We start from the raw sequence: 22,720 nt of genomic DNA on the forward strand, positions 1-22,720 counted from the left end.
GTGTCCGCAATCGGGCCAGCCCGGCAACTTCAGCAGAGGGAGACATCACTAATGAACGACGGCGGCCGCGACGCCCACGTCGCTTGCTTTGATACTCCCGTCCTGCGGGTGCAGGACGTTGGTCCGCACGTCCGGCGGATAACCTTTGGTGGCCCCGAGCTGGAACGGTTCGGGGTCCCGGAGCCCGCCTTGGATCTCAGGGTTAAGTTGCTCCTGCCCACCTCCTCCTCCCCCGTTCCAGGAATCGGTGAAACGGGCGTTGCCCTTCCCCACGACTGGTACCAGCAGTGGCTGCTCCGGCCTGAACCGGGACGTGGGGCCATCCGCAGCTATACGGTCCGCGGGTTCCGGCGCGGGACGGATGGCTTCGAGTTGGACGTCGATTTTGTTGTTCGGGAAGCTGGCGGACCGGGTTCAACATGGGCAAGATCGGCTGTTCCCGGCTCTCGGGCCCTGATCATCGGTCCTACCTCGGAAGCTGCGGCCGGCGCCTTGGCCCACACCCGCTGCGGCATCACCTGGACTCCCGGGCCAGCCAACGATGTGCTCCTGGCCGGTGACGAAACAGCCGTGCCTGCCATCACCGCCATGCTGGAGACTCTTCCCGCCCGGTTCACCGGGAACGCGTTCCTTGAGGTCCCCGACGCCGGCGACGTCCAGCAGTTTCCGGGGCACCCCGGCATCCGCACCCACTGGCTCATCCGCAACTCCAGTGGTGTCGGGCACGGGCAACTCCTGCTTGCCGCAGTGAAGAACTCGGTGACGGAACAGGAACGCGGGCCGGAGTACGCGTGGATTGCCGGAGAGGCCAGCGTTGTCACAGGTATGCGCCGCTACCTCGTCCGCGATCGAGGAATGGACCGGAACAACGTCACTTTCCGTGGCTACTGGAGCGCAGGCAAGTCCGGTTCCGGCGTCAACGGAATCCCGGACAAGCCACGTCCCGGACTCAACTATTCTGGAAGTGATGAGTGAATCCCCAGAAAATCCCCAGCAGCCGCAGACTCCGCGGCCCGTCACACCAGGCACGCAGGCTTCGTTCGGCACCTATGGCGGCCGCCCCGTCAGCTTCGTGCGCCGCGGCACACGGCTCCAGGGCCGCCGCCAGCAGGCCTGGGAAGAGCATGCCGACCGTTGGGCGCTGGATGTCCCCCGCCATATAGCCAACACCTCGGTGCACCCTGATTACGTGTTCGACGCCGAGGAGGAGTTCGGGCGCAAGGCACCGCTGATCGTGGAGATCGGATCAGGCCTCGGCGATGCCGTGTGCCATGCGGCCGAGGAAAACCCGGGCACCGATTTCCTCGCAGTGGAGGTCTACACCCCTGGTCTGGCCAACACCATCATCAAGATCAACAGCCGCAAGCTCAGCAACGTCAGGGTTGTGGAAGCCAATGCTCCCGAGGTGTTGTCCACCATGCTGCCGCCAGGGTCGGTCACCGAGATCTGGGTCTTCTTCCCCGACCCCTGGCACAAGTCCCGCCACCACAAGCGCCGCCTTATCCAGCCTGAATTCGCCGAGCTCGCGGCAAAGTCCCTCAAACCGGGAGGGCTGTTGCGCATTGCCACCGACTGGTCCAACTACGCGGTGCACGTCCGTGATGTTATGGCCGGCTCCCCTCATTTCGAGAACCTGCACGACGGCGAGCGCCGCGGCCCGCAGAGCCCGCTCACCCAGGTGTGGCAATCCGGCGTCGAATCTCTGGTGGGCGGCGCACCGGTCAAAGAAGGCCGCGCCCCGGTGAGTACTGAACACACCGGCCCCAATGAAGGGATCGATGAAACCGGCGGCTGGGCACCCCGGTTCGAAGGCAGGATCCGGACCAGCTTCGAGAACAAAGCGCACGAGGCCGGCCGGCTGATTTTCGATCTCTGCTACCGGCGGATTGAGCAGTAGCCGGCTGACCTAGGTGAAGGCAGCTGGGTGGACGCGCTTGTCGTAGGACTCCCGCGCTGACATCACGTCTTCGATGTACTCCTCCGCCCAGATGCCCAGCGCAGTCAGCGGCTCGCGCAGCGTCTGGCCAAGGGCGGTCAACTCGTACTCAACACGGGGCGGCATCTCGTCATAGGCTGTCCGGTCCACGATCCCGTCCCGTTCCAGGTCCCGCAAGGTGTCGGCCAGGACCTTACCGCTGATGCCGTCCACAGCCTGCCGCAGCTCCCCAAACCTCAACGGACCCTCGCTCAGAGCGATGACGATCATGGCCGTCCACTTGTTTGCGATCTTCGCCAAGGAAGTCCGGGACGGGCATGTTGCCACCATTACGTTCCAAGCCGGCACAGTCACTGAATCAAGCTCCTTAGTTACGTTGATGTAACAGGTTACCGACTGTAACCATAGGCGGGTAAGCCCAAGCGAAGGAGAACCAGATGACTGACCAGACTCCGGCGGCCGTGACCGCCTCATACTTCGATGCCCTCGGCCGCGGTGACGTACCCGCGGCGATGGCGCTTCTCAGCCCTGACGTGGTGTGGCACCAGCCGGGTTCCAACCGTTTCTCAGGTGACCACTCGGGGATCGACGGAGTGGGTTCGTTGCTGGGCGGGATGATGGAGACGAGCCAGGGCACGTTCCAGCTCGCCGTCACCGGACCCGCGATGGTCAATGGCGGGTTCGTGGCGGTTCCGGTTCGGTTCTCCGGCAAGCGTGCAGATGTGTCGATGGACATGTCCGGCGTCGATCTCCTCACCGTCCGCAACGGAAAGATCGCCGAAGTGCGTCTGTTCTCAGAGGACGGCCAGGCAGAGGACGCATTCTGGGGACAGCCCTAAACCATCCATCAGGACAGGGGCCGGCGGCACCCGAGAGTGATGCCGGCCTCTTGTTCCGTCTCACCGTCACACGGTCTATGTTGTAGGGAGACATACAACATAGTGAGGATCCAGCGTGTTTGTGCATGATTACCTGGCGGCATTGGAAGCTGGCGATGTACAACGAATCCTCACGCTCTTTACGGCAGATGCCATCGTGCACTCGCCCCTCTATGGTGAGATGCCGGCGGGGGAGTTCTACCCCGCTCTCTTCGCCGACACTGCCGAATCCAAGCTGACACTCAAAACCGTCCTGCACGGAGACCATGAAGGTTCACCGACAGTGGCATTCTGGTTTGACTTCAACTGGACCTTGGCGAATGGCTCCCCCGCACCCTTTTCCGTGGTGGATATCGCGAAACTGAACTCCGATGGGCTCATCACCGAACTGCACATCATTTATGACACCTCGCCCATCAGAACGCTCTTCGAGCACAGCCAGCAACAAACGCACCATAAAGATTGATGCGGTAACAGAAATGCAATCAAGCCCCGTGACCGGCCTCTCACGGAATCAACATCACTGAGTCAAGTACGAGGGGCCGATCATCAAAAAGGAACTCAAAGAGGCGGCAGAAGCGGCCGAAGAAGCGAGCGATTCACGGCCGCTTGAACTGGTGGCGCGCGCCGGGTTCGCTGTCAGCGGCATCCTCCATTTTCTCGTCGGCGCCATCGCCATCCGTCTGGCAACCGGCGGTGAGGGACAGGCGGACGTGAGCGGAGCCGTCGCTGAGCTTTCAAGCCCACCCGCAGGCCCGATCCTGCTCTGGAGCTGCTTTGTAGCCTGCGTGGCACTTGCCCTCTGGCAGACGGGCGATGCCGTCTTCCATTTCAACCATCTCCCCGGCAGGCAGAAGCTCAAGAAGAAACTGAAGGCCGCCGGCCTGGCTGTGACTTTTGTTGCCTTTGCTGTCACCCTCGTCTCCTTCGCACTGGGAGCACGACAGGACAATGGGGAGTCCGCGAGCGATCTGACCATTGCTGTGATGAACGTTCCAGGGGGCGTGGTGCTGCTCATCCTGGTAGGTTCGGCAGTGGCCATTGCCGGCGTGGTCTACGCCATTCGGGGTTTCCGGCAGTCTTTCGCCAAACATCTCCGGTGGCCCGCTTCCGCCCCGGCCCGCCGCGCCGTGAAGGTTGTGGGAATCGCCGGCTACGCGGCCAAGGGAGTTGCCCTTGTGCTCGTTGGCCTGCTGATCGTCATCGCGACGGTCCAGGCGCACCCGGAGCAATCCACCGGGTTGGACGGCGGACTGCGGGCCCTCCGCGAGCAGCCCCTGGGCGTATATGCCCTGGCGGCTGTAGGAGTAGGGCTCGCCTGTTACGGACTGTTCCAGGCGGTGCGGGCCAGGTTCGGAAAGATGTAGCGCGCCACGTCTATGTCAAGGGCTACATGGACTGCTTGCCGTCAGCTCCGCATAGAGTTTCCTGACGCGGTGGTGGATCTCGTCACGGATAATCCTGACAGTCTCCAGCGGCTGGCCGGAGGGGTCTGTCAGGTTCCAATCCTCGTACCGTTTGCCGGGGTAGATTGGGCAGGAGTCACCGCACCCCATGGTGATGACCACATCGGATGCCCTCACCACGTCGTCGGTGAGGGGTTTGGGATAGATATTGCTGAGATTCAGGCCCATTTCAGCCATGGCTTCAATGACGTTGGGATCGAGTGCGCCTGCGGGCAGGGAACCGGCGGAGCGTACCCTGATCCTGCCCTTGGCCTCGACGTTCAGGAGAGCCGCGGCCAGCTGGGACCGGCCGGAGTTCTGGACGCACACGAACAAGACTTCCGGAACTTCTGATTCCACGGCGCCCTTGGATTTGGCCAGGGCGTTCAGGCGGTCGGTAGCGAAGTGCTCGGTAGTTGAGGGCAGATACGTGCTGATTTTCGCGGTCCGGGCAAGGGCTGTGTAGGACTCAAAGACGTAGCGCTCGACGGTTTCGGCGGCAAAGATCCCGGCGAACCTGTCGGCGAGACGGTCGCCTATCCGTTGCAGGACCTCGGTGTTGTCCTGTAGACCCAGAACCGTTTTTTTGAAGGATTCAGTCATCATTGCGCTCCAATACGTCCAGGTGAGGAGAGGTCAGGCGTGGGTTGGCTCTTCCACCAGCGCTGTGGCGATGCTGTCCGCATCGTCTAAGGCGGCGAGGTAACGTTCGGCGTCGAGGGCTGCGGCGCAACCGGTGCCGGCGGCAGTGATGGCCTGGCGGTAGCGGTGGTCCACGGCGTCGCCGCACGCGAACACGCCGGAAAGGTTCGTGACGGTGGTGGGCGAATCAACCTTGATGTACCCCTCTGCATCGAGCTCCACCTGCCCGGCCACCAGCTCGGTGCGCGGCAGGTGCCCGATTGCAACGAAGATGCCCGTCGCGGCCTGCTCACGGGTTTCCCCGGTGCGGGTGTCTCTCAGCGTCACGCCGCTGACCTTGCCGTCGCCATGAATGGCAGTGACGGCCGAGTTCCACGCGAAACTGATCTTGGGATTGTCCTTTGCCCGCTGGGCCATGATCCGGGACGCACGCAGCTGGTCTTTGCGGACGACGACGGTCACGGACTTTCCGAAGCGGGTCAGGAAGGTGGCTTCCTCCATGGCAGAGTCCCCACCGCCGACCACAATGATGTCCTGGTCACGGAAGAAGAAGCCGTCGCAGGTGGCGCACCAGGAGACGCCGTGCCCGCTGAACTTCTTCTCCTCCTCCAGGCCCAGCTCCTTGTAGGCGGAGCCGGTGGCGAGGATGACGGCGGGCGCCTCATGATTCTCGCCGGCGCCGGTGACCACGCGCTTAAGGTGGCCAGTCAGCGTTACTTCGGTGACGTCGTCGAACACCACCTGCGCGCCGAACCGTTCAGCCTGCTGTTGCAGCCCGTCCATGAGCTCCGGCCCCTGGATACCGCCGGGAAAGCCCGGGAAGTTCTCGACGTCGGTGGTGTTCATCAGGGCACCCCCGGCGGTGACGGACCCGGCCAGCACCAAGGGCTTCAGCCCGGCCCGTGCAGCGTAGATTGCGGCCGTGTAGCCGGCAGGGCCGGAGCCGATGATGATCAGCTGTTCGGTGCTCGTGATGTCACTCATGGAAAGACTCCTGCTCGAAACGGTTACTTGACGGCGGTTATTTCGCCGAAGGAACGAGCGACTCGATCAGGTTCTCGATACGGCCCTTGATCTCGTCGCGGATGGGACGGACGGAATCGACGCCCTTGCCGGCGGGGTCCTCCAGGACCCAGTCCTCGTAGCGCTTCCCCGGGAAGTAGGGGCATTCATCGCCGCAGCCCATGGTGATCACGACGTCGGATTCCTTGACGGCCTCGGTGGTGAGGACCTTGGGGGTCTCCTTTGACATGTCGATGCCGAGCTCGGCCATGGCCTCGACGGCGGCAGGATTGATCTTCTCGGCGGGCTGGGAACCCGCTGAGCGGACTTCGATGTCGCCCTTGCCCAAGGTAGTGAGGAAGGCAGCGGCCATCTGCGAGCGGCCGGCGTTGTGGACGCAGACGAACAGGACGGACGGCTTCTTGGTTGTTTCGGTGGTCATCGTGTTTCTCCTGGTTGATGGGAATTTACGGCCGGAAGTCAGGCGGCGTGAACGCGCGGAGCCAGATCGCCAATCCGGTGGGCGATCTCCTGGAAGGCAAGCTCAAACGCCTCAGACGTCCCTTGACGTACGGGATCCGGGACTGACCAGTGGACGCCCCCGAGTCCGCTCAGCTCTTCATGGGCGTTGTCGCAGACAGTGACGACAAAGTCACCATCGCCCGCCAGCGGGTCAAGGCGGCGCGGTGCCGTATCCGGAAGGCTGAGACCGTGGCGCCGGGCAACGTCAATGGCACCGCGTGCAATGTGATCGGCGGGATGTGTTCCCGCCGACGTTGACGGGATTTCACTCATCTGCTGCCAGAGTGCTGTGGCCAGTTGGGACCGGGCACTGTTTCGTGTGCAGACGAAGACCACGCGCCGGGCTCCGTGCTCGATCCCTGGAACCAGGCCCTCGAGAGCGCCGGGGGTGAGCCGGATATAGCTACGCCGTCTGTCCGCCTCTGAGCGGCGCCGGGTCACCAGCGAGGCTTCCTCGAGCGTTCTCAGATGATGGGACAGGAGGTTCGAAGGCATCCCCAACTCCGCCTGCAGCTCGGTAGGAGAAAGGTCCCCAAGGGTCAGGAGATCCACGATGCGCAGACGCGCCGCATCGGCGAGTGCTGCATGTTTAGCTACCCGCTGGCGAAACTCGGTCATTACGTCAATAGTCATTGCCTCAAGTTTGACTGAGATAATTCTTTCGGTCAAGCTGGTTCCATGAATTCTCCCCAGCCACCTCTATGGCGGCGTGCCATCGCTGAACTTCTCGGTACCGGCCTTCTTGTGACTGTCGTCGTCGGCTCCGGGATCGCTGCCGAACAGCTCTCGCCGGGCAATATCGGCCTGCAGTTGCTCGAGAACAGCACCGCCACCGTCTTCGGCCTGACAGTTCTGATCCTGATATTCGGGCCGGTCAGTGGAGCGCACTTCAACCCCGTGGTCTCCCTCGCGGACTGGGTTCTTGGACGGCGGAGCGGCTCGGGGCTGAGCCTGCCCGAGGTGGGCGCCTACGTGGTGGCCCAGACCGTGGGTGCAATCGGTGGAAGCGTTTTGGCCAACGCGATGTTCGACGTCGGGACCTCAATTTCCACGAAGGAACGTCTCACCTCTGGGCATCTCCTGAGTGAGGTCGTAGCGACCGCCGGACTGATCCTGCTGATCTTCGCCTTGGCCCGAACCTCGCGCGGCGTCCTCGCCGCCCCGGCCGTCGGCGCTTACATCGGGGCCGCCTACTGGTTCACCTCTTCGACAGCGTTTGCCAACCCGGCCGTGACGGTCGGACGCATGTTCAGTGACACGTTCGCGGGGATCGTACCCGGTTCCGTGCCCGGCTTCGTCCTGGCACAGTTGGTGGGCGCGGCAGCAGGGATGGGTCTTCTCCTGGTCCTCTTCCCCACTGCGGGCCGCTCCGCCGATGATGTTGTCATCCCCCACCGCGCGGAGGCCACGGGGTCCTGACGGGCGATCTCTGCATAGGCGGTCTCCTCCCGGGGTCCGGCACTCTTCACTACTACACTGGCGGGATGCCACAAGTACGCGCGGAGCGGTTCATCAACCTTGATCCGGAAACAGCCTTTGCTTTCTCACAGACCACGGGAGAATTCCGATTGAAGTGGGACCCGTTCATTTCCGCCCAGGGCTGGCTTGATGGGGCCAAAGCTGCTGGCAAGGGAGTGCGGACACGGACGGTTTCCCGGATGGGTCTGGTGATGGTGAGCGAATACGTCTCCTTCGTCCCGCCCCGGAACGTCGGCATGACCATGGTCTCCGGGCCGTGGTTCTTTGAGAACTTCGGCGGCGGTTGGCGTTTCACGGCCGACGACGGCGGCACGCGCGCCGTGTGGAAATACACCTTCTCCTGCCGCCCCCGCTGGCTGAAGCCCATCGCTGAGAAGATAGGCAACTGGCTCCTGGCCCGCGAGATCGAACAGCGTATTGACGCGTTTGCACGCGCCTGCGAAGACCCTGCGCTCGTTGCCGAGTTCCGCCGCACCCACCCGGAACCCGTGTAGGCCGGCTTAGCCACTGATGGCGTTGCACTAGCGCGTGATTGTGAGTGTCTCCACCGGTATCGCACACGAGGCGCGCATAAAGTTCGTAGTTCCTGCACGGTTGTTCCTGCCGGTGTCATCGCACCAGTCGATATTGTGCGGCATTGCGGTCACGGCCGCTTCCCCAACTGCCACTTCGGGAGGGACAGTAAAGGTATAGGTGAATTCCCCGGAATTAGTCATTGGAACGATTGTGTTGAAGACTTCAGCGCCGCTGTTATCCGTAATGCTCACTCTGATTTGGGCGTTCGCACCGTATCTGGGGTTACAGTCCGCCGGCGGTGCAGCGACTGTCACCATTTCGCCAGGTCTGGCGCTTGTCGGACTCACTGAATAGGCAGGCGGTAGACAAGGCGGCTCACCGCCCAAGGATGAGGAGCAGGCGACTGCGGACGCTCCCAAAGCAGCACCAAACATCACAGCGAAGAGCAATCGCGACGGGTTCACTTGCGCGGGAAAACTGCGAGGGAGCTTCATGTACCCATTGTTGTCCTGCTTGCGCTATCACCCTCGAAAGCCCCCTGCCGTCCCCGAATCGTTGTACTCCCGCCCGGCTGTTAGCCCTGACTCGTGTTCCGAGGAGGGTTCCTTGGGAAGTCAGACTCCTGGCGCTTCCGGCCTGTTCCTACTGACGGCGACCACGGGCAGCGCTAGAAATGCCAGGGCGCTGACGATATAGAGCATCACTCCCCAGGGAGCGTGATCCCCGCCTGATGTTGCAAAGGCATCGGCGATTCCCATCCCAGCAGGAAACGACGCCATCATATGTGACGGTGCTCCTAGCGCCAGCAGCAAAAGGTAAAGGACTGTGGTGACTTTTATTGAGATGGATTGCTTCAGCGTGGCTATCAGAACTGCTGCGGCCAGGAGGGTTCCAGTGGCTGCCCACACAAGGACCACTGGCGCGGAAAGGCTTTCGTTTGCCCGGTCCATAACTGCATGAATTTCATCCAGGGTTGCGCCTGGGACAGCAGCCAAAGGATTCCACACCAGAATCTGAAACACCCCGGCGACTGCATAGCCCACCACTGATAGGTATCCGGCTAGTCCTAGCAATGTAACGGGCCACTGCACACTTTCTTCCCCATGCCGCATACACGCAGCCTAGCCTCTGGCAGCCGACGCCGTTTAGGGACCGTGCAGTTGGTTAGCTGCCAGGGATGAGCACGTTGTCATGCACTCTTGTCCAGCCCTCCGATTCCCACTGTTTCGTGTCTAGACCATCCTCCACGAGAACTGCCGACTTGCCGGTTGCGTTGTTGACCGTGACGACCTCGCGGCCGCTGTTCATCAAACTTCCGCAACCTGACACCCACAGTGACGGGTTCGTCTGCGGAACGATGACTACACACGCCTCGTGTGTGGCATCGGCCTTAGCAGCGAAGTATTTGATCCCATCATTCTCGGCGAGTAAGCGGGCGTCTTCGCCTTTCACCTGGGTCCCTGCAAACCCGATGCCCTCCGGCATCCTGTCCTCGGCACTGGCCTGACGATCCAACGCCTTAATTCCTGGTGGAGCTGTGCAGCCGCCAAGCAGGACTCCTGCAGTAAGCACAGCCGTAATCAGTGGAAACAAGTATCGATTCATGCCCTCCCCCTCAGGCTCGTGTTCCGCCGAGACTACACCAGACCAAAGGGCATCTCCGGCAGCAGCAGAGGCCCGGCCGGCGAATGAACGATTTAGCCCAGCAACCTGCATATGAGTTCCATTCGAATACTCTGTCCGTATGACGTCTCTGGTGGCGCGCTATGAAGCAGGTGAGTGGTTTGAAGTCTGGGCTGAGCTCCGACACCTGAGGCCAGTTCCGCCCGAACGTCGGGCAGAAGTCGAAGAAGTTGCGTCCACAACGATGCTCAGAGCAGGCAGGCAGATAGAGCGGATCGTTGAACAGCTTCTGGCGATCGGGTTTAAGCCGGAGAACCACGAGACCGGGCTTACTACCCCGCCGCCACCTGATGTGGCCGTTCGCATTGCGGCCGTGGAAGCCTCGATGGGTCCGCTTCCTGAAGCGTTCAAGGCGAGCATGCAGCATATCGGGGCAGTTTCGCTACTCGGGGACTGTCCGCCTCTTGGCGTCTACTACCATCAATCCCATCCCTCTATGAGGACCTCAATGCCGCCGGGCCCAGGGTTTCCGGACCCGCTGTGCCTGCCCGGAGTCGAACTACTGGAATGGGAATGGGAAAACGAACCGCAGGAGCTGACGGCGGGCCTCTTTCCGTTCGCGCCGGATGAGCTGCACAAGGCAAACATCAGCGGGGGAACGCACGGCCTTCGGCTGTCCGAGGGTTGCGCCGATCCAGTTCTCCTCGGAGTTGCAGGACGGCCGGGCATCACCTTGATCGAATACCTGAGGGTGTCAGTAGCCTGGGGCGGATTTCCTGGGCACGCCATCGACCCTGCTGGATACCCACGGGCCTTGGAAGGACTCAGGTCACCGCCGCAGTTCTGAAGCGTTGACCGTTCGGTCATAAATCGTCGTCTCCAGTATTGAAGCGTCCGTGTATGCGGAGTCGAAGGGATCATTCTGCATGCAGCAACGAAATTATGACCATTGCTTGCCTTGCGGCGGACTGCCATTCTTGCTGGATCCGCACTATCCAGAGCGAAAAAAGGACGAGACGATGCCCCTCTACCTATCGAAGTTCAGCTACACACCAGAGACCTGGGCCAGATTGACCAGCAACCCTGAGGACCGCGGAAAGGCCGCCCAGGCATACATCGAATCGGTCGGCGGGAAACTCCATGGATTCTGGTATGCCTTCGGCACCCACGACGGCTATAACCTATGGGAGGCTCCCGACAACGTGTCCATGGCCGCGGTGGCCGTAGCGATCAGCGGAGGCGGCGCATTGAGCTCATTCGAAACCACGGTCCTCATGACCGTCGAGGAAACGCTCGAAGCTCTGCGGAAAGCCCAGCAGATTCAGTACCGGCCTCCGGGCACCTGAGACGCCAATCAGGGCGGACTATCAGGCACTGAAATAACGGCTACAGCCTGCTGCCGATCATCGCGCAACTCGACTTCGGAAATGCTGGTCAGCTGCACCGGCGTGGCCCCCGTGACGCGGATTCGGCCGCTGGGCGTCGCTGTCCACGCGCACGCCCTGTCCTCAACACCGGCACGGTCCTTCACCCACAAGGACAACGTTCCGTTCAGGGGCATGCTGCGGCCCTCGAGAGCCAGCTCGGTCCCCCAGTTTTTCTTGACCAGTCCAACGGTCACCTGCAGTCCGCTGCTTGCCTGAACCGAATAGCTGGCATCGGGCTTGGGCGGCTGGTTCAGCAACGGTGCGGCGACGAAGCCGATAGCCAGGCAGGCTGCAGCAACGGCGCCCACAAAAGCCGACCAGCGCCGTCGTGATTTCCGTCGACGTACCACAAGTCCATCCAGCAAGGCTGGCGGAACTGCACGGGCATCATTGTTTTCACCCTCCGGCGAGCGGTGCCAGGTCAGGGCTACTGCGTCCGGAACGGGAAGTGCCTCCAGCAGAGAAGGGAGGTTCTTAAGTTCTTCAAGCTCGTGGCGGCACTCCGCACATACATTCAAATGTTCCTGGAAACGGCCAGTGTCTGCGGCGTCAAGGCCGCCGAGGAGATAGGCGCCCAGCAAGTGGTGGAGTTGCTCCCCGCTCACTTCTGCACCCCCATTTCATCAAGGATGGTTCTCAGCGCCTTGACTGCGTAATAGGCCCGCGATTTGACCGTGCCGAGCGGAACGTTGAGCTGGACGGCGGCTTCGCTGACCGTGAAACGCCGGTAGTGCAGTGCGACGAGGACGTCGCGGTGCTCTGCGCTCAAACGCAACAGGGCTTCCTCCATGAGTACCCTGTTCAGCAATTCGTCGACGCGTTCCGCCGCCTCGGCGGGATCGGCCACGTCGCGTTCCGTCGCTTCAATGGGGCGCCGTTGGGCCTTGCGGTAGTTGTCAATCATGATGTTCCTGGCCGTACGGAAGAGGTAGCTGCGAAGGCTGCCTGTGATCTGCGGGGCATGCTGCCAAACCCTGAGCACCGTCTCCTGCACGATGTCATCCACACCGTGCGGATCAGGAGAGGCGTTCAGCACAAAACGGCGCAGCGCCTGCCCGTGTTCCCGATAGATGGCAGCCACTACCTCTTCATCAAGCGGCACGTGCCTTCCTCTTTTCTTTCCCGCCCCGTACGACGTTCCAGCGCCGTGATTGGTTCATTTGAACCATTCTCCGCCCCTTGGCGTCATACCTGTTATCCCCGGCTGAGTGCCATCGTTGGTGGTATCCCAACCAGACATCTGTGCATGCATGACCCCGTACTCACCTCAAGGAGCAGATATGAACAAGCAATGGGGCGTGGGCTTTTCCGCACTGGCATTGGCGTTGGCACTTGCCGGCTGCGGCGGGAGCCCCGGAACCACCAGCCCCACTACCGGCGCATCTCCCACAGTTACCTCAGCTCCGGCACCCGGTGCCACCACCACTGCGGCAGCCGACGTCGAACTAAAGACTGCGTCCTCGACGGCCGGTCAGATTGTGGTGGACGCTGAAGGGAAGAGTGTCTACTTCTTCACGAAGGATGTAAAGGATTCCGGAGCCAGTGCCTGCAAAGATGCGTGCGTCGCAGCCTGGCCTGCCGTCACCACCACATCTGATGCGCCCGAGGTCGAAGGCATCACTGGGGCGATCGGCACCATTAATACGGCGGACGGCTCCAAGCAGATCACCGTCAACGGCCTGCCGATCTACTACTTCGCCCAGGACAAGGAGCCTGGCGACATTTTGGGCCAGGGGGTCATGGACGTCTGGTATCTGGTCAGCCCCGCAGGAGACATGATCAAATCGGCGGCAGCAGGCGGATACTAGGCCTCCGGTTCAGACTAGGGCCATCAAGCCAGGACCAGCCATCAAGCTGGACTGGTCAGGGATGCTAACTGGCTCAGGGCTGGGGTGTGGAGCCGTCAGTACGTTCAGGAGTGGGAACCGCAGGCAGGGACGGCAGGCGCAGGTCCGGAGGCGTCAATCCCGGGGTGGGCACCCCAGCCGCTCCCGGCACGTCCTGAATCGCAGGCGGGGTCCCCTTCAGCCAGGGACTTCCGAATGACTTGCCGGATCCTTCGCCCGAATCGGCCGAACCTGGTGACCTGACGTCCTGACCGGCGTGGTTGCCATTAGCCGGGCTCCCGTCGGCTCCGGGTGTGGTTGGCGCAGCACCAGTGGGCGTCGGCAGGGTTCCCTGCAGCCCACCGCTTGTTTCCGCTGGTCCCGGCACCGTCTGGTTTTTGGGCTCCGGTTTGTGGCTCTCGCTCCCAAAAGTGGCGGCGATGGAGGTGAACGCCGAGTGCAGAGTGTCCCGGACGCCCTGGTCAGCTGCCGCTGCTGCACCGCCTCCAACGGCGAGCGCAGCAGCTACTCCAAAAACTGTCAGCGGCAGCCGCCGCTTGTTGCGACGCCGGGCGGCGAGGTCGACGACGACAGCAGTTCCGGTATCGGCAATCTCGGGGTCGGAGGTTCCGGCGTCGGGGGTTCCGGCGTTCAGCCCGGAGCCAGCGCCCGTGGTTCCCTCCATAAGAGCAAGAATCTGGGCGCTTGGCCCTGGCTGCTCGGCGCCCAAAGAACGCAGCTCAAGCAGGACGGGACGGAGATCGTCTGCGTCTTCAAGTCCGGCCTCAGCCAGGACTTGGTCGATGATCCGTTCGCTTCCGGATACGGGTGTGTAGCTCATGATGTGCCTTGTTTCGTAATTGACGCACGGTCCCTAAGTGCGCAAAGTGCCCGGCGCTGCAACTGCTTTACAGCTCCCGGAGTCTTGCCCATAATGTCTGCCACTTGTTCTACTGACAAGTCCGCTACGACGCGGAGCGCCAAAACTTCGCGGTAATCCTCGCTGAGGTCCTCCAGCAGCGCCGCGGCTCCCAGCCCGTTGGCCTGCGACATCGCCTGGTCTTCAGCAGATGCCGAGCTCCGGCCGTCCAGTTCTGCCTCGTAAGGGCTCAGGGCCGGCGTACGTTCGCTGCGGCGGTAGTGGTCGACCATCCGGGCATGTGCTATGGAGAAGATCAACGATTTTGCCCCCTGCAGCCCGCCCGTCAGGCTTTCCAGTTTGGGAAAGAAGGCCAGGAAGACGTCTTGGGTGACGGCCTCGGGGTCGTCGACTCCCTTGGCCCGGAGGTAGCCCAGTACTGCGCCGGAATATCTGCGGTAAGCGACCGTGAATAGCACCGACGGGTCTGCGCCGTCAGTGTGCACGTATTCATCAGTTGCAGAGTCCAGCAAACGGGCTCCTCCATCCGTGCGGCGAAGTCAGCGTTCCTGATGGTGGAACGGCCCTGACGTCGCGCGCTTTTGTGGGCCGCGGAGCTCTATGCGGAAAAGGCACGGAGCCCCGCGGCCACTAAAAATCCTGCGCTACGGGCGTACAGCCGATGAGGCAACGTCAGCGGCCTCCGTGGGAACCGCGACAGGCAGTTCCGGAGCTGCCGGAACGGCAGCCTGGGTCGGCAGCTCGGGGAGTGCCGGAGCCTCTACTTTAGCAGCGGCCGATCCGGAGACTTCAGCCTGGCCATCAACGTGACCTGCAGCCTTGCCTGCCTCGATGACATCGGCGCAGTAGCTTTCAATGCCGGTTTCGCCACCAGCAGCAATGCTCAGTGAAGCGAATCCTTCGGAGGAAGCTGCGAGGCCGCCCTTGGTGAAGGCGGTGCAGAGACCGTAAGCGGCGGGACCGGCTGCATCAACAGCACCGGTTGCACCGGCAGCGGCTGAAGCGCTTGCTCCGGCTTCTGCTCCGGCTTCAACCTTGGTGTCTGCAGCGGCTTTGGGAGCAGCGTCAGCGGCAGCCTTGGCTGCGTCGGAAACGCCGTCAACGTGGGGGGCCGGGGCTCCGAGCAGCTCGTGGGCGCTCTGCTGGACCTCGGTGGGAAGTGCGCCGGCGTATGCTGCGGCACCGGTGCCACCAACTGCCAGGGCGCCTGCGGCCAATGCGCTCGCGGCGACTTTACTGGTGGCAATAACAGTGAACAAGGACATGGAACCCTCCGAAGAAATTGGGATTGGTGCAAAACCGGCTCTTGTACATGCCGGTAGGTCAGATGGTGTGGGCAACGCCCGCACTCCCTATACATCGACCTGCACCTTGGTTCGGTTACGCGATATCCAAAAGTTTTTTGGGAAACTTTCACGCGGACGCTGTGTGCAGCTTTTCCGTCCGCCGCAGCCTGAAAAAGATCACCAGTGCGATACCCGCCACGGCAAGCAGAACGATCCCCCACCACACCGATGCAGCGTTCCCCTTGTCCTGGTTGACCAACGAGGCCGTCGCAAGGTTCCGGGAGGACGTGGCGGCGTTGTCTTTTGCGCCGGAGGCAGGAGCAACGCCTTGGCCCGCGGATCCCAGTCCGCCGGCTGCCTGGGCTTGTTGCGTGTGCGGGCCAGGACCGTGGGCAACCGCAGGAGAGCCGGTGGCCGAAGATCCGGGATCACCGTCCGCTGTGCTGCCCGGTGAGGCAGAAGGATTTGAACTGGGTCCGCTTGAAGGAGCGACGGTCTCCTCCGTCGGTCCAGGGTCGGAAGGTACAGCGGGCGCTGGGGCGGGTGCGGGCGGATTTGAGGGCGTTCCTGGAGGAGCCGGAGCCTCAGAGGGATCTGCCGGATCCGGAGGAGGCTGGGTGGGTGTGGGTTCCGCTGTCTTGGGCGGGGACGGGGAGCAGAACACAAGGAAGCACGAGTCCTGTGGCCTTGGACCTGCAGCGTTGGCCGCAGGAATTCCTGCGGAAAGAACCAGCATCACTCCGACTGCGCCGGCTGCAGCACCGCGTCGAAGCCCCCCATGGAAACCAGTCATCGTCTGAAAAACGGTGAACATTGGAGTGACCATAGTGACTCACACTAATCAATCGCCACGGCGATGGAAACCTGGGACAGGGCCATCGCTTCGCAAAAACAGCAGCAGGTCAGGCCCCATCGCCCGGTATTGCAGAGGCAATTGCCACCCGGTTCCGCCCTTCTGCTTTGGCTGCATAAAGTGCGGTATCTGCCTCCTCAAGGAGCTGTTCACTGCCGGGCCGATGACCCTCCATATAGGCTGAGATACCCGCGCTGAGCGTCAAAACGCCTGTAGGGTCACCGCTGTGAACGATCCCCAGGGCTTGCACCGCGGCCCGGGCCCGCTCCACCAGGATCCTCGCGCTGCGCCAGGACTGATTGGGCAGCACCAGCAGGAACTCCTCGCCGCCGAACCGGTAAATTCCGTCGCTCTTCCGGCCCTGGCCGGACAGGATTGCCGCCACTTCCTGCAGGGCGATATCACCGGCCGGATGTCCGTAGATGTCGTTATAGCTCTTGAAATTGTCCACATCGCACATGGCGAGGCAATAGTCCTGGCCGTACCTCTCACTGAGGCCATGCAACAACTCCAGGTCCTCATCTAGCTTGAGGCGATTGGATAGCTTTGTCAGGGGGTCCGTCCGCGCCTGTTCGGCGAGGGCGGAACGGTAGCGGGCGAGGTCCGCATGAAGGGAAGTGATCCGGAGCGCCACGAGCAGACGTGTGTGCACAGTGAAGGGATCCAGGGGTTTGGTGACGTAATCGTCCGCCCCCGCTTCAAGCCCTGCAAGGACATCTTCCCGTGACCCTTGCGATGTGACCAGAACGATGTACGTGTATGAGTCTGTCCCGGCGGCACGGATCGCCCGGCACAGGGCGAGCCCGTCGAGCCCGGGCATCACGAGGTCGGTGACCACTGCCTGGGGCCGGTACTGCTGGTATAACTCCCAAGCGGAATCGCCGTCGGCGGCGGCGATGCATTCATGACCGGATTGTTCGACGGCGGCTTTAGCCACGAGCAGGGAGCCCGGGTCATCATCTGCCACCAGCACCCTCATGGCGCCATGGCCAACGCGTCGTGGAGTGCCTTGTCCACCAGGGAGAGCTCCGCTTCGAGCCGTTTCAGGAGTTCGGCATCGCCATTTTGGTGGGTACGTCCCTGTTCTTCAAGCTGTTGGCAGAGGGCGACGGCGCCTCGGGCACCGATGTTGGCTGCCGCGCCTTTCAGCTTGTGCGCAGCCCGTTCAAGTGTTCCGTCCGGCCCATTGTTCAAAGCCTTACGCAGTGCCTCCAGACTCGGGGCGATGTCCTGGCGGAACGCCTCAGCTGCCGCCGGCAGCAGACCCAGTCCGTCGTCCGGGCCCAGTTCACGCAGCACGGCTAAGCGTGCAGGATCAACGGCCATCGTGTCCGGAGCGGGCTCTGGGGTGAGCTGCGGAGCCTCCGCCCGCGTCGGCGGTGGCGGCGCCCAATGGGCAAGGGCCTGCTCGAGTTCCGCCATGTCCACTGGTTTGGTGAGGTAGTCATCCATACCGGCCGCGCGGCAGGCTTCGCGGTCTTCGGCCATGGCTCCCGCAGTCATGGCAATGACAGGAAGGCTTGCCCCCCTCCCGCCTCTTGCCCTGATGGCCCTCGTAGCTGCAAAGCCGTCCATCACAGGCATGTGGCAGTCCATGAGAACGGCCACGTAGTCAACGGCCGCAGTCGAGGCCAGAGCCTGGGAGCCGTCCGATACAACATCCACCTCGTAACCCAGTTTCACCACCATGCTGCGAGCGACCAGCTGGTTCACTTCGTTGTCCTCCACCACAAGAATCCTGCCCTTGGACGGAACATCAGGTTTGATCGTTGGTGAGGGAACCGGGTTCTGGTTGGAGTCCTCGACGGGCGAGGGCGTCACCGCCATCAGACGCATCAGTCTGTCAAAGAATTCCGAACTGCGAACAGGTTTGGTCAGCCATTCACGCACCCCGGCGGCCGCCAGCTCTTTTCTGTCCACCTGCATGGTGGACGTCAGCATGATGATCCGGGTGGATTGAAGAGCGGAGTCACTGCTCAGTGCGCGTGCAAGGTCCAGTCCATCCATGTCCGGCATGCACATGTCCAGGACAGCGATATCGTAGGGCCGGCCCTCAGCGGCGGCCTCACGGCATCCCGCCAAGGCTGATGGTGCATCAGAGTATGCCTCCGGCTTCATGCTCCAGCCACTCAATTGCGACTCCAGGACGAGACGGTTGGTCGCGTTGTCATCCACCACCAATACCCGCAGTCCAGTGAGGGCGCCCTGCGGCGGAGCGGCCGCAGGGCCACCCTCCAACGCAGGCAAGCGCACTACGAACCAGAAAGTGCTGCCCTGGCCCAAGGCGCTCGTCAGTCCGATCTGGCCGCCCATTGCCTCGGTGAGGCGCCGGGAAATGGCCAGGCCCAGGCCGGTCCCTCCGTAGCGGCGGGTTGTGGAGGCGTCTGCCTGCGAGAAGGACTCAAACAACCGCTGATGGTCATGCGGTGCTATCCCTATGCCGGTGTCACTCACTTCGAAACGAAGGACTACCTCGGAATCATCCTGGTCCGTCACAGTGACGCGGATGGCCACCTCGCCTGAAGGCGTGAACTTCACGGCATTGGACGCCAGGTTCAGGAGGACCTGCCGGATCCGGCCGGAATCTCCGAGCAGCCGGGCGGGAACTTCAGGGTGGCAATAGGCAATCAGTTCCAGCTGCTTCCCCTGCGCCGCTTCGGCCAGCAGTCCGGCGACTTCCTCCACCACCAACCGGGGTTCAAACGGAGAAGCATCCAGGTCAACCTTGCCCGCCTCCAGTTTAGAGAAGTCGAGAATGTCGTTGATCAGAGCCAACAGGGCTTCTCCGGCGCCTTTGACTCCTTCGGCATATTGCCGCTGGGTCACATCCAGAGGCGTCTCGAGGAGGAGGGCAGTGAGCCCCACTACCCCGTTCATGGGGGTCCGGATTTCGTGGCTCATGGTTGCCAGGAACTCGGACTTGAGCCGGCTTGATTCGAGCGCTGCCTCCCTTGCAGCCCTGAGCTCCGCCTCGTTGTGCCGGCGCTCGGTAATGTCCTGGGCGATGGTGGCTATCCCATGGGTTCCTGTTTCTCCCCTGATCGGGGACATGGTCAGGGCGACGGGAATAATAGTGGATCCATCGCTGTGGACCCGTTCGGTTTCGTAGCTGCGGGTTTCGCCCTCCTCCGTTACATCAGAGGTGAACGATTCCTCGATCCCGCGAAGATGGTCCGGAATAAGGAAGGAGATATTCCTGCCGATCACCTCCCCCATGCGGTAACCGTAGATCCGCTCCGCCCCCGGATTCCAGCTGGTGATTTCTCCGTCAGGAGTGGTACCAATGATGGCGTCAGCGGAGGAGTTTACGATTGCTGCCAGGCCCTCCAGCTCTGCCGTCCGCTGAGTTACCTTCGATTCCAGTTCCCTTGTGAGCGTGACGTTTTCAAAGACAATCAGGACCTGCCGCACCATCACCAGCAGTAGCAATACCGCTCCATTGATCAGGAGGAATCCATCAGAATCGTTGACCGAGTGCAGGGCTGAAGCCACCACCGCACCCACCACCGGCACATAAGGCAGCAACTCCAGCATGAGGACATATTCCCGCCGGTCACCGACTGATTTTGATTTCCCCGGGACAAGGGGCGCCAGCGCCAGCAGGAGGAAGGCGGACACCCAGCCCATCGCCAGTGGCGTTCCGGTGGAGCCGGTGTAGCCTTCGAAAACCAGTCTCACGTAGATGCTGTCTGTGATCGCCAGGACCAGGAGTCCCCCGCCGAGGCAGAGCCAAGGAAGCCGGTCTCCGGGAAGGCTGCGCATGCCGAGCGAAAGTACCAGCGAGGCCATCACCACATCCACCACGGGATAAGCGAGGCCCGTGATCTGGCTGAGGGAATGGGTAATCCCTGCCTGGTGAAGTGGTCCGAGTACGCTTACCCAGCTGACGAACAGGATGGAGCTCGCGATGACCAGGGCGTCCAGGACAACCCGCAGCCGCGCAACAAGGGGTGACGGCGTCCTCGGAAACAGGAAAAGTCCTATGGCCGCGGGTATGGCGTAGCCGAGGAAGCCGAGGTCAGCTGGTGATGGAAACGGATACTGATAGTCAAGAGTGATGCCGTAGTAAGTCCACATGGACATGCCGGTGGCGTAAACCAGGGCCGCAACAGCAAGGAAGCGCCATGCCCGGGATTGATGCGGCTTTTTGAGTGCGCCCCGAGCACAGCTGGCAGCGGCGATGAGTGCCGCCAGCAGAATGCAGATATTGCCGATGTTGTGCGAGGACGGGGCCCCGGGATTGGAGCCGAGGACAGCCCCCAGAGCAGCGACGAACGCGGCTGAGGAGAGGGCGAACACCCAGGGAAGCCGCGCCCTTCGTTTTGCCAACCCTCGCCCTTGCACGGCAGGTGTGCGTTCAAGCGTAAGCATGTGAAGCCCCCGTTCCCCCGACCAATCCCCTAGAGCGTCCCAAGACCGATCCCCGGACCCGGCAAGCTGCGCGCAGCGCCTGGGGACCTAGCAGCAACTTTGCCATAAGCGGCGCGAGTATACTATGGCCGCCAGCCGCTAGCATTTAGAGCATGGCCAAGCCGAGCGATCTGAAAAATGCTGCGAAAACATGGCAGACCATGGTGGATGGCAACCAGGCCCTTCTGTTGCGTAAATCAGGGCACGATGTGGGTTGGTGGGCAGAACGCGCCCGGGCAGCAGGTTTGAAAAACGACGCCGAACTCCGGGATTGGATGCTGGAGGAGCACGGCATCACCGGCTATGCCCAATATGCCGTGTCGTGGGAGATGTTCGGCTACCCGGAATTCATGCTGCGCGATGCCGATGAACTGCTGGATGCCCAGTATGCGGACCATCCGGAGCTGCGGCCGATCGCCGATGCCTTGCTGGCCTGGGCGGCGGGGACTGACGGTGTGGAGATCCAGCTGCGGAAAGGCTACGTTTCCCTGCACAGCCCGCGGCGGAAGTTTGCACAGGTGGCACGGACTACCAACACAAGCGTGGACGTAACCCTTCGTTTGGATGCGCCCGCTCAGGGAAGACTGGAAGCCGTGAAGGCCCGTGCAGACGATCCCTTCACCCGCCGGCTCCGGCTCAAGGCTGCATCGGAAGTGGATGAGGAGGCCCTGGCTATCCTGCGGAGCGCCCTGGAGCAGAACCGCTAGCAGGAACCAGCTGCAGAACGTCAGCAGGCGCGACGGCGGGACGCTCCGATGCTCTGGAGCGTCCCGCCGTCGGACGTGGACTTTCGTTTTTACTGGCCTTCGCCCGGCACTGCCGGGCCAACCGGCCAGCGCAGGAGCGCTGCCACGATGGCGCCGCCTGGAATTGCTGCCTTGGGCAGAATCTCGACGTCGGCGTCCGTCAGTACAGCAGCCCTGATCAGCGCAGGGGCCGCGGCCGCCTTACCCAGAATCTGCGCTCCGAGGGTTTCCTCTTCCACGGTGGCAATCCACGGACTGGAGCCCAGGACCAGCATCTCCTTCGCCGGATGGCTGTCAGGATCAGTGGCCGTGTTTCCGGCGCCAGGATCTGCGGTAAGTTCAGTGCTCAAAACCAGCGTTTGCACTTGCGCCTGCTGGAGGGCGTGAACCACGGCCCCGATCCCGGTCGCCGCCTTTCCGTTGTTGTGCCCCTTCTCCTCCTCGAGCTGTTCGAGCAGCCGCCGCTGTGAGTACGCCTGGTTTTCTGCCAGCAGCTTCTGGACGGCAGCATCCATGACTTCCGGATGGGCGCCACCGGCCCTGGTATGCGAATCCACGGTAGTGGCAATAGCCCGGGCATTCTCCGACAACTGATGCAGGACGAGGTCCCGGGCCCGGATATCCCCGCCGATGGCGACAATCGCCGGGCGTTCGGTCTGAACGAGACGGTCTATTTCGGCCGCCACGTCTTCTGCATTTTTCCGCCAGATCTCCTCGGTCCGGTGCTGGAACCGGCCTTGGGACCAACCCCCACCGGGCACCTTTTTAAGGTTCTCGGTGCTGCCCTGCACTGAGTGGCTGGATTCAGGTCCACCCGTGATGGCACGGCGCGCGTAGGCGAGCTTGACGTCTGCACCTGTGCGGTCAACGCTGGCCGTCACCACTGGTATGTCCGAATCGGCATGCCGCAGAAGCGGCAGGAGATCGGGCACTACGCCGACCTTTACATAGGGACTGTCGACGCGCTCGCCGGCGAGCACCTCATCCACTTCCACCCGGCCGTCGTGGACCAGCACGAAGCGGGCCACCGGATTCGGGACTCCCTCCATCGGCTGGATGGCTTTTTCGACAGCCTTCGCATCCGCATTGGCGGCTCCTGCTGCAAGGAGAGCGTCCCGGATCTGTCCGGGTCGGACATCTGCCGCCTCCAGGGAGTCGCCTGTCCCCGTTCCGGCGTCGGCCAGCACTGTGCACCAAGTACCGTCCTTCTCGAGGAGCTTTGAAAACCTATCAAGCGTTGAATTCATCC

28 protein-coding genes are annotated in these 22,720 nt (G+C 62.4%); 11 read left to right on the forward strand and 17 right to left on the reverse strand.

Annotated features, from left to right (window positions below; genetic code table 11):
• Positions 1-51 precede the first annotated feature (51 nt).
• Both MU551_RS17260 and trmB read left to right on the forward strand, forming a co-directional pair.
• Positions 52-975: a siderophore-interacting protein gene (locus MU551_RS17260; protein WP_247046560.1), complete on the forward strand. Its 924-nt coding sequence runs from the start codon at positions 52-54 to the stop codon at positions 973-975.
• On the forward strand, positions 968-1,897 hold the full coding sequence (trmB, locus tag MU551_RS17265; RefSeq protein ID WP_247046561.1) for a tRNA (guanosine(46)-N7)-methyltransferase TrmB: 930 nt from the start codon (positions 968-970) through the stop codon (positions 1,895-1,897). Before MU551_RS17260 ends, trmB begins: the two co-directional genes overlap by 8 nt.
• A gap of 9 nt (positions 1,898-1,906) precedes the next feature.
• On the opposite strand, the gene MU551_RS17270 is transcribed toward trmB, so the two are convergent.
• A complete protein-coding gene (locus MU551_RS17270) occupies positions 1,907-2,290 on the reverse strand; it encodes a winged helix-turn-helix transcriptional regulator (protein ID WP_247046562.1) in 384 nt (127 codons plus the stop codon).
• An 83-nt stretch (positions 2,291-2,373) separates the two neighbouring features.
• Here MU551_RS17270 and MU551_RS17275 point away from each other — a divergent pair, with 83 nt between their 5' ends.
• The 3 genes from MU551_RS17275 (at position 2,374) to MU551_RS17285 (ending at position 4,181) form a co-directional block, all read left to right on the forward strand.
• Positions 2,374-2,775 carry a nuclear transport factor 2 family protein gene (locus MU551_RS17275; RefSeq protein WP_247046563.1) on the forward strand — a complete coding sequence of 134 codons (402 nt, stop codon included), beginning with the start codon at positions 2,374-2,376 and terminating at the stop codon, positions 2,773-2,775.
• Between the two features lie 115 nt (positions 2,776-2,890).
• Positions 2,891-3,280 (forward strand): nuclear transport factor 2 family protein, encoded by a 390-nt coding sequence (locus MU551_RS17280; protein ID WP_247046564.1) that lies wholly within the window; start codon positions 2,891-2,893, stop codon positions 3,278-3,280.
• Between the two features lie 79 nt (positions 3,281-3,359).
• Positions 3,360-4,181, forward strand: a complete 822-nt coding sequence (locus MU551_RS17285; protein WP_247046856.1) for a DUF1206 domain-containing protein — start codon at positions 3,360-3,362, stop codon at positions 4,179-4,181.
• Between the two features lie 15 nt (positions 4,182-4,196).
• On the opposite strand, the gene MU551_RS17290 is transcribed toward MU551_RS17285, so the two are convergent.
• Genes MU551_RS17290 through MU551_RS17305 form a run of 4 tightly spaced genes read right to left on the reverse strand, consistent with a single transcriptional unit; the run spans position 4,197 to position 7,058 of the window.
• The gene (locus MU551_RS17290) at positions 4,197-4,865 is read right to left on the reverse strand and encodes an arsenate reductase ArsC (protein WP_372489883.1); all 669 of its coding nucleotides are present in this window, start codon (positions 4,863-4,865) and stop codon (positions 4,197-4,199) included.
• Between the two features lie 30 nt (positions 4,866-4,895).
• Positions 4,896-5,885, reverse strand: coding sequence for a thioredoxin-disulfide reductase (gene trxB, locus MU551_RS17295; protein WP_247046565.1), 990 nt, complete (start codon positions 5,883-5,885; stop codon positions 4,896-4,898).
• 37 nt (positions 5,886-5,922) lie between these two features.
• Complete coding sequence (locus MU551_RS17300; RefSeq protein WP_247046566.1) at positions 5,923-6,345, reverse strand: arsenate reductase ArsC; 423 nt, start codon at positions 6,343-6,345, stop codon at positions 5,923-5,925.
• 38 nt (positions 6,346-6,383) lie between these two features.
• The gene (locus MU551_RS17305) at positions 6,384-7,058 is read right to left on the reverse strand and encodes an arsenate reductase/protein-tyrosine-phosphatase family protein (RefSeq protein WP_247046567.1); all 675 of its coding nucleotides are present in this window, start codon (positions 7,056-7,058) and stop codon (positions 6,384-6,386) included.
• A 45-nt stretch (positions 7,059-7,103) separates the two neighbouring features.
• Between MU551_RS17305 and MU551_RS17310 the strand changes: the two genes are divergently transcribed.
• Positions 7,104-7,844: an aquaporin gene (locus tag MU551_RS17310; protein ID WP_247046568.1), complete on the forward strand. Its 741-nt coding sequence runs from the start codon at positions 7,104-7,106 to the stop codon at positions 7,842-7,844.
• Between the two features lie 65 nt (positions 7,845-7,909).
• The gene (locus MU551_RS17315; protein WP_247046569.1) at positions 7,910-8,398 is read left to right on the forward strand and encodes a type II toxin-antitoxin system RatA family toxin; all 489 of its coding nucleotides are present in this window, start codon (positions 7,910-7,912) and stop codon (positions 8,396-8,398) included.
• Between the two features lie 27 nt (positions 8,399-8,425).
• Here MU551_RS17315 and MU551_RS17320 read toward each other — a convergent pair whose 3' ends face one another.
• The 3 genes from MU551_RS17320 to MU551_RS17330 form a co-directional block, all read right to left on the reverse strand.
• Entirely contained in the window at positions 8,426-8,620 is a 195-nt protein-coding gene (locus tag MU551_RS17320; RefSeq protein WP_247046570.1) for a hypothetical protein, read from the reverse strand.
• A gap of 414 nt (positions 8,621-9,034) precedes the next feature.
• Positions 9,035-9,511 (reverse strand): hypothetical protein, encoded by a 477-nt coding sequence (locus MU551_RS17325; protein WP_247046571.1) that lies wholly within the window; start codon positions 9,509-9,511, stop codon positions 9,035-9,037.
• Between the two features lie 73 nt (positions 9,512-9,584).
• Positions 9,585-10,025 carry a hypothetical protein gene (locus MU551_RS17330; protein WP_247046572.1) on the reverse strand — a complete coding sequence of 147 codons (441 nt, stop codon included), beginning with the start codon at positions 10,023-10,025 and terminating at the stop codon, positions 9,585-9,587.
• A gap of 139 nt (positions 10,026-10,164) precedes the next feature.
• Here MU551_RS17330 and MU551_RS17335 point away from each other — a divergent pair, with 139 nt between their 5' ends.
• Entirely contained in the window at positions 10,165-10,890 is a 726-nt protein-coding gene (locus tag MU551_RS17335; protein WP_247046573.1) for a hypothetical protein, read from the forward strand.
• A 172-nt stretch (positions 10,891-11,062) separates the two neighbouring features.
• Positions 11,063-11,389, forward strand: coding sequence for a GYD domain-containing protein (locus tag MU551_RS17340; protein ID WP_247046574.1), 327 nt, complete (start codon positions 11,063-11,065; stop codon positions 11,387-11,389).
• A gap of 8 nt (positions 11,390-11,397) precedes the next feature.
• Here MU551_RS17340 and MU551_RS17345 read toward each other — a convergent pair whose 3' ends face one another.
• Positions 11,398-12,075 carry an anti-sigma factor family protein gene (locus tag MU551_RS17345; RefSeq protein ID WP_247046575.1) on the reverse strand — a complete coding sequence of 226 codons (678 nt, stop codon included), beginning with the start codon at positions 12,073-12,075 and terminating at the stop codon, positions 11,398-11,400.
• Positions 12,072-12,572, reverse strand: a complete 501-nt coding sequence (locus MU551_RS17350; RefSeq protein WP_247046576.1) for a sigma-70 family RNA polymerase sigma factor — start codon at positions 12,570-12,572, stop codon at positions 12,072-12,074. Before MU551_RS17350 ends, MU551_RS17345 begins: the two co-directional genes overlap by 4 nt.
• A gap of 178 nt (positions 12,573-12,750) precedes the next feature.
• Between MU551_RS17350 and MU551_RS17355 the strand changes: the two genes are divergently transcribed.
• Entirely contained in the window at positions 12,751-13,278 is a 528-nt protein-coding gene (locus MU551_RS17355; protein ID WP_247046577.1) for a COG4315 family predicted lipoprotein, read from the forward strand.
• Between the two features lie 73 nt (positions 13,279-13,351).
• Here MU551_RS17355 and MU551_RS17360 read toward each other — a convergent pair whose 3' ends face one another.
• The 6 genes from MU551_RS17360 to MU551_RS17385 form a co-directional block, all read right to left on the reverse strand.
• Positions 13,352-14,137, reverse strand: a complete 786-nt coding sequence (locus tag MU551_RS17360; RefSeq protein WP_247046578.1) for a hypothetical protein — start codon at positions 14,135-14,137, stop codon at positions 13,352-13,354.
• Positions 14,134-14,688 carry an RNA polymerase sigma factor gene (locus MU551_RS17365; RefSeq protein WP_247046579.1) on the reverse strand — a complete coding sequence of 185 codons (555 nt, stop codon included), beginning with the start codon at positions 14,686-14,688 and terminating at the stop codon, positions 14,134-14,136. The genes MU551_RS17360 and MU551_RS17365 overlap by 4 nt, the downstream gene beginning before the upstream one ends.
• A gap of 132 nt (positions 14,689-14,820) precedes the next feature.
• Positions 14,821-15,441 (reverse strand): protein tyrosine phosphatase, encoded by a 621-nt coding sequence (locus MU551_RS17370; RefSeq protein WP_247046580.1) that lies wholly within the window; start codon positions 15,439-15,441, stop codon positions 14,821-14,823.
• Positions 15,442-15,589: 148 nt separating this feature from the next.
• Positions 15,590-16,276 (reverse strand): hypothetical protein, encoded by a 687-nt coding sequence (locus MU551_RS17375; protein WP_247046581.1) that lies wholly within the window; start codon positions 16,274-16,276, stop codon positions 15,590-15,592.
• An 88-nt stretch (positions 16,277-16,364) separates the two neighbouring features.
• The gene (locus MU551_RS17380) at positions 16,365-17,294 is read right to left on the reverse strand and encodes a GGDEF domain-containing response regulator (protein ID WP_247046582.1); all 930 of its coding nucleotides are present in this window, start codon (positions 17,292-17,294) and stop codon (positions 16,365-16,367) included.
• Positions 17,291-20,686 (reverse strand): PAS domain-containing hybrid sensor histidine kinase/response regulator, encoded by a 3,396-nt coding sequence (locus tag MU551_RS17385; RefSeq protein ID WP_247046583.1) that lies wholly within the window; start codon positions 20,684-20,686, stop codon positions 17,291-17,293. The genes MU551_RS17380 and MU551_RS17385 overlap by 4 nt, the downstream gene beginning before the upstream one ends.
• A gap of 152 nt (positions 20,687-20,838) precedes the next feature.
• Here MU551_RS17385 and MU551_RS17390 point away from each other — a divergent pair, with 152 nt between their 5' ends.
• On the forward strand, positions 20,839-21,432 hold the full coding sequence (locus tag MU551_RS17390; protein ID WP_247046584.1) for a DUF5655 domain-containing protein: 594 nt from the start codon (positions 20,839-20,841) through the stop codon (positions 21,430-21,432).
• 89 nt (positions 21,433-21,521) lie between these two features.
• On the opposite strand, the gene MU551_RS17395 is transcribed toward MU551_RS17390, so the two are convergent.
• Positions 21,522-22,718, reverse strand: coding sequence for a baeRF2 domain-containing protein (locus tag MU551_RS17395; RefSeq protein ID WP_247046585.1), 1,197 nt, complete (start codon positions 22,716-22,718; stop codon positions 21,522-21,524).
• Positions 22,719-22,720: the final 2 nt, after the last annotated feature.

Origin of the sequence: Arthrobacter rhizosphaerae (genome assembly GCF_023062595.1) — a bacterium.
Classification (GTDB): Bacteria; Actinomycetota; Actinomycetes; order Actinomycetales; family Micrococcaceae; genus Arthrobacter; species Arthrobacter rhizosphaerae.

What these genes read in the sequence shown, in the direction of transcription:
- MU551_RS17260 (WP_247046560.1), top strand. Translation starts at nt 52, where the DNA reads ATGAACGACGGCGGCCGCGACGCCCACGTCGCTTGCTTTGATACTCCC.
- trmB (WP_247046561.1), top strand. Translation starts at nt 968, where the DNA reads ATGAGTGAATCCCCAGAAAATCCCCAGCAGCCGCAGACTCCGCGGCCC.
- MU551_RS17275 (WP_247046563.1), top strand. Translation starts at nt 2,374, where the DNA reads ATGACTGACCAGACTCCGGCGGCCGTGACCGCCTCATACTTCGATGCC.
- MU551_RS17290 (WP_372489883.1), bottom strand. Translation starts at nt 4,865, where the DNA reads ATGATGACTGAATCCTTCAAAAAAACGGTTCTGGGTCTACAGGACAAC.
- trxB (WP_247046565.1), bottom strand. Translation starts at nt 5,885, where the DNA reads ATGAGTGACATCACGAGCACCGAACAGCTGATCATCATCGGCTCCGGC.
- MU551_RS17300 (WP_247046566.1), bottom strand. Translation starts at nt 6,345, where the DNA reads ATGACCACCGAAACAACCAAGAAGCCGTCCGTCCTGTTCGTCTGCGTC.
- MU551_RS17305 (WP_247046567.1), bottom strand. Translation starts at nt 7,058, where the DNA reads ATGACTATTGACGTAATGACCGAGTTTCGCCAGCGGGTAGCTAAACAT.
- MU551_RS17310 (WP_247046568.1), top strand. Translation starts at nt 7,104, where the DNA reads ATGAATTCTCCCCAGCCACCTCTATGGCGGCGTGCCATCGCTGAACTT.
- MU551_RS17315 (WP_247046569.1), top strand. Translation starts at nt 7,910, where the DNA reads ATGCCACAAGTACGCGCGGAGCGGTTCATCAACCTTGATCCGGAAACA.
- MU551_RS17320 (WP_247046570.1), bottom strand. Translation starts at nt 8,620, where the DNA reads ATGACTAATTCCGGGGAATTCACCTATACCTTTACTGTCCCTCCCGAA.
- MU551_RS17330 (WP_247046572.1), bottom strand. Translation starts at nt 10,025, where the DNA reads ATGAATCGATACTTGTTTCCACTGATTACGGCTGTGCTTACTGCAGGA.
- MU551_RS17335 (WP_247046573.1), top strand. Translation starts at nt 10,165, where the DNA reads ATGACGTCTCTGGTGGCGCGCTATGAAGCAGGTGAGTGGTTTGAAGTC.
- MU551_RS17340 (WP_247046574.1), top strand. Translation starts at nt 11,063, where the DNA reads ATGCCCCTCTACCTATCGAAGTTCAGCTACACACCAGAGACCTGGGCC.
- MU551_RS17355 (WP_247046577.1), top strand. Translation starts at nt 12,751, where the DNA reads ATGAACAAGCAATGGGGCGTGGGCTTTTCCGCACTGGCATTGGCGTTG.
- MU551_RS17360 (WP_247046578.1), bottom strand. Translation starts at nt 14,137, where the DNA reads ATGAGCTACACACCCGTATCCGGAAGCGAACGGATCATCGACCAAGTC.
- MU551_RS17370 (WP_247046580.1), bottom strand. Translation starts at nt 15,441, where the DNA reads ATGTCCTTGTTCACTGTTATTGCCACCAGTAAAGTCGCCGCGAGCGCA.
- MU551_RS17375 (WP_247046581.1), bottom strand. Translation starts at nt 16,276, where the DNA reads ATGTTCACCGTTTTTCAGACGATGACTGGTTTCCATGGGGGGCTTCGA.
- MU551_RS17380 (WP_247046582.1), bottom strand. Translation starts at nt 17,294, where the DNA reads ATGAGGGTGCTGGTGGCAGATGATGACCCGGGCTCCCTGCTCGTGGCT.
- MU551_RS17385 (WP_247046583.1), bottom strand. Translation starts at nt 20,686, where the DNA reads ATGCTTACGCTTGAACGCACACCTGCCGTGCAAGGGCGAGGGTTGGCA.
- MU551_RS17390 (WP_247046584.1), top strand. Translation starts at nt 20,839, where the DNA reads ATGGCCAAGCCGAGCGATCTGAAAAATGCTGCGAAAACATGGCAGACC.
- MU551_RS17395 (WP_247046585.1), bottom strand. Translation starts at nt 22,718, where the DNA reads ATGAATTCAACGCTTGATAGGTTTTCAAAGCTCCTCGAGAAGGACGGT.